This is a genomic window from Alkalimonas sp. (assembly GCF_020831925.1).
Taxonomy (GTDB): domain Bacteria; phylum Pseudomonadota; class Gammaproteobacteria; order Enterobacterales; family Alteromonadaceae; genus Alkalimonas.
The window spans coordinates 1-4,136 of the sequence record NZ_JAFIFQ010000104.1 but is presented as its reverse complement, the minus strand read 5'-3'; the positions used below and the strand labels follow the sequence as shown (position 1 = coordinate 4,136).

The 4,136-nt window shown below is 54.7% G+C and carries 4 protein-coding genes; 2 read left to right on the top strand and 2 right to left on the bottom strand.

Annotated features, from left to right (window positions below):
- The coding region (locus JJU14_RS16190; protein ID WP_228614759.1) for an RDD family protein at positions 1–550 on the top strand (550 nt) is incomplete at its 5' end.
- A gap of 35 nt (positions 551–585) precedes the next feature.
- On the opposite strand, the gene lptG is transcribed toward JJU14_RS16190, so the two are convergent.
- On the bottom strand, positions 586–1,653 hold the full coding sequence (gene lptG / locus JJU14_RS16185; RefSeq protein WP_228614760.1) for an LPS export ABC transporter permease LptG: 1,068 nt from the start codon (positions 1,651–1,653) through the stop codon (positions 586–588).
- The gene (gene lptF / locus JJU14_RS16180) at positions 1,650–2,759 is read right to left on the bottom strand and encodes an LPS export ABC transporter permease LptF (protein ID WP_228614757.1); all 1,110 of its coding nucleotides are present in this window, start codon (positions 2,757–2,759) and stop codon (positions 1,650–1,652) included. The genes lptG and lptF overlap by 4 nt, the downstream gene beginning before the upstream one ends.
- A 179-nt stretch (positions 2,760–2,938) precedes the next feature.
- On the opposite strand from lptF, the gene JJU14_RS16175 reads away from it, so the two are divergent.
- Positions 2,939–4,136: leucyl aminopeptidase (locus tag JJU14_RS16175; RefSeq protein ID WP_228614755.1), on the top strand; the 1,198-nt coding region annotated here is incomplete at its 3' end.

Below are 4,136 nucleotides of genomic sequence, written 5' to 3'. Positions count from 1 at the left end.
GCGGCTATGCTACACTCGGGCGCATTCAACCAAGGTGAGAAACTGCATGTTTGAACAAGCGCCCCGGGCTGGTTTTGCCCGCCGTTTAGCCGCCATTATTTACGATGTGCTGGTGCTTTGTGCCGTGATTATGGCTGCTGCTGGCCTGGCTTTTGCGCTGGTCATTGGCCTGGAGAAAATCGGTTTGCTGGATTTATCGGCCTATGAAGACACCGCTGCATTTTTTGGTCAGGGTCTGCAACGTTGGCTCTATTTGCTGTATTTATTATCGGCTGGGGTTGGCTTTTACGCCTATTTCTGGCTACGGGCTGGCCAAACGCTTGGCATGAAAGCCTGGCGCTTGTTGCTGCTGCAGCAAAATGGCCAGCAACTGACGCCTGCACAAGCCATTTTCCGGGCTCTGCTGGCTTTTGGCGGTCTCGGCAATTTTTGGTTATTTCTGCGCTGGGGTAAAGGCCTGGCACTGCAGGACCAACTGACCAATACTCAGATGGTGCTGATCAGCAAAGAGCAAAGCAAGCAGCTGAATTTGTATAATACAGCGCGCTAACAGTTTGGATAAAGCCGTTGCAATGCCGCAACGGCTCATACCTTTTTGCGCATCAGATATATCGCCAGCCCGATAAACAGCAAGCTTGGCAGCACGGCACCGAGCAATGGCGGCATCTGGTACACCAGCGCAACCGGGCCAAAAACTTCGTTGCTCATGTAAAAAGCAAAACCGGTCAGAACCCCCATAATGCCCCGGGCTGCCATGGTAACACTACGCAGAGGCCCGAAAATAAAGGACAGTGCCATCAGCAACATGGCGATAATGGTAATTGGCTGGGTTAACTTGCGCCAGTACGCCAGCTCGTACCGGCTGGTATCTTGCTGATTAGCACGCAGGTAATCCAGGTAATCGCTTAGCCCTCGCAAAGACAACATTTCGGGTTTGATGGTCACCACCCCTAGCTTATCCGGCGTTAAGGTCGAGCGCCAACGCTGCTCCTGCCATTGATGCCGCTCTATCCGATCCGGATGAAAATGCAACCGGCTGACCTGACTAAGCACCCAGACATCCTGCCGAAAATGCGCGGTTTCGGCATAAATAATGGCTTCCAGTTTCAGCTCATCGCTAAACTCATAAATCGCCACCCCGGCCAGATCGCCACTGTCTTTTACTTCTTTGATGTTGACAAAATCATCGCCATCTTTGGCCCAAATGCCCTGCTGCACCGCAAAGAGGTTGCCGCCAGAGATAGCTTTAATACGCAGCTCCCGTGCCGCTCGGTCGGTAGCCGGTGCGCCCCATTCAGCCACCGCCATCACCACCAGCATCATCAGCACGGAAGTTTTCATCACCGAGTTGATGATGTTAAGCCGGGATAAACCCGCAGCCTGCATCACCACCAATTCACTGTTGCTGGCCAACAGCCCCAGGCCCACCAGACCGCCAATCAGGGCGGCCATCGGGAAGAACATCACCAGATCGCCCGGCATGCTGTACAGGCTAAACAGCACCGCATGCAGGGTATCGTAATTGCCGCGGCCAATGGCACGCAGCTGATCCAAAAAACGGAATAAACCGGACAGGATCATCAAAACCACCAGCGTCAGGGCAGTGGTAGCCAGAATGGTTTTACCCAGGTAAATATCCAGGATGCGGATCATGCCGTTGCCCCCCGCAGCCGACGCTGCCAACGCCGCACCCATGGATGCTGCTGCGCCAATAAGGCCAGCCCCATCAGCAAAGCACTTAAATGGATCCACCACATGCCAAGCCAGCCTGGTAGCTGACCATTTTCCAGCGCCGAGCGGGTGACAATCAACAGCATGTAATAGCCCAGATAGAGCCCAAGGGCAGGGAGTAACTTACCAAATTTACCCTGGCGCGGGTTCACCCGGCTAAGCGGCACCGCAATCAGAGCCAACAGCACAATGGATAACGGAATAGCAATCCGCCAATGCCACTCGGCCATGGCTTCAGGATCGTCCAGTTGTTGCAACAGCTGAGGTGTGGTCAGGCTACTGAGTTTTCGACGGCGGTGCTCGACTTCCTGCTCACGGATTTGCAGCTGATAGCGGCCAAATTCGATCACTTCAAAGGGTGGTGATTGCAGTTGGCCAGCATAGCGACGGCCCTGCTCCAGCACCAGCATTTGGGCACCGCTGGCGTCTTCCTGCACCGCACCGCTTTGCGCATAAACAATGGAATGATGCGGTTTACCGTCACGAATTTCGCTTTGCGCCACAAAAACCCGCGATAATTCACCGCTGCCGCGGGCAATATCGTGCACGAAAAGCACGGCGCGCTCATTGGAGGTTTGTTGAAAACGCCCCGGCACCAGCGAGTAAAGGCCAACATCGCTTTCTACCCGTTCCAGCACTTCGTATTCCCGCTCCATCGACCAGGGGCTAAGTGCCATGCTGACCCAGGCTGCAGCAACCGCCAGCAGCAACGACCAGCTCAACACAAAAGCGCTGATGCGCCGTTCACTGAGGCCAGTAGCATGCAATACCGTCATCTCGCTGTCGGCATAAATCCGACCCAGCGCAATGAAAATACCCAGAAAGGCACTGAGTGGCAGAATAATCAGCGCCAATTGCGGTAGCTTCAACCCAACCATCGTGAATACCAGCTGCGCCGGCAAATCGCCTTCGGAAGCATCGGCCAGAATACGCACAAAGCGCTGACTCATGATGATGGTCATCAGGATCAGAAACACAGCCAGCTGCGACTTGGCCACTTCTCCAATCAGATAACGGAAAATAATCAAAAAATGCCCCCTGAAAACCGGTCTTTTTGCTGAAACCTCGGCCGTTTTTGAGTAAACTTGGTGTTTATCACAATTATTATCGACGAAAGCGCCGCAAAATCCGAGCATTTTCTTACCCAGTCTGCATTTTTCATGGCTGCGGTTGCTTCGAGTCGGTCCAGTTAGAACCAGGAGTCAACATGGAGTTCAGTGTAAAGAGTGGCAGTCCGGAAAAACAACGTAGCGCCTGCATCGTGGTCGGCGTCTATGAGCCACGCCGTTTGTCCGCTGTTGCCGAGCAGCTGGATAAAATCAGTGAAGGCTACATCAGCAACCTGCTGCGCCGGGGCGATCTGGAAGGCAAGCCAGGCCAGATGCTGCTGCTGCATCATGTACCCAACGTACTGAGCGAGCGGGTTCTGCTGGTTGGCTGCGGCAAAGAACGTGAGCTGGACGAGCGCCAATACAAGCAAATCATTGCCAAAACCATCAGCACTCTGAACGAAACCGGCTCGATGGAAGCGGTGTGCTTTTTATCCGAACTGCATGTCAAAGGCCGTGATATCTACTGGAAAGTGCGCCATGCGGTGGAAAGCGCCCAGGACTCGCTCTATGTGTTTGATCAGCTAAAAAGCAAAAAAGATGAAACCCGCCGGCCGCTGCGCAAAATTGTGTTCAATGTTCCAACCCGGCGCGATCTGGCGCTGGGCGAAAAGGCGGTTGAACATGGCCTGGCGGTTGCTTCAGGTGCCAAGCTGTGCAAAGACGTCGGCAATATGCCGCCCAATATTTGCACCCCAGCCTATCTGGCCGAGCAAAGTGTGCAACTGGCCAGCCTGCACAGCAAGCTTCAGGTTGAAGTGTTAGGCCCAAGCGAACTGACCGAACTGGGCATGAATGCCTATCTGGCGGTGGGCAAAGGCTCGGTCAATGAACCGCGCATGACGGTGATGCGCTACCAGGGCGGTGCCGATAATGCCGCCCCCATCGTGCTGGTAGGCAAAGGCCTGACCTTTGACTCCGGCGGCATCAGCATCAAGCCAAGCGATGGCATGGATGAAATGAAATACGACATGGGCGGCGCTGCTGCAGTGCTCGGCGCGATGAAATCCCTGTGCGAGCTGGAACTACCGCTCAATGTGATTGGCGTTTTGGCTGCAGCCGAAAACATGCCGGATGCCAACGCCTACCGTCCGGGCGATATTCTGACCACCATGTCGGGCCAAACGGTGGAAGTGCTGAATACCGATGCCGAAGGCCGTCTGGTGCTGTGCGATGCGCTGACCTATGTCGAGCGCTTTGACCCGGATGTGGTAATTGACGTGGCGACCTTAACCGGTGCCTGCATCATCGCCCTTGGCAAACACGCCACCGGCCTGCTCAGCAATCACAACCCGC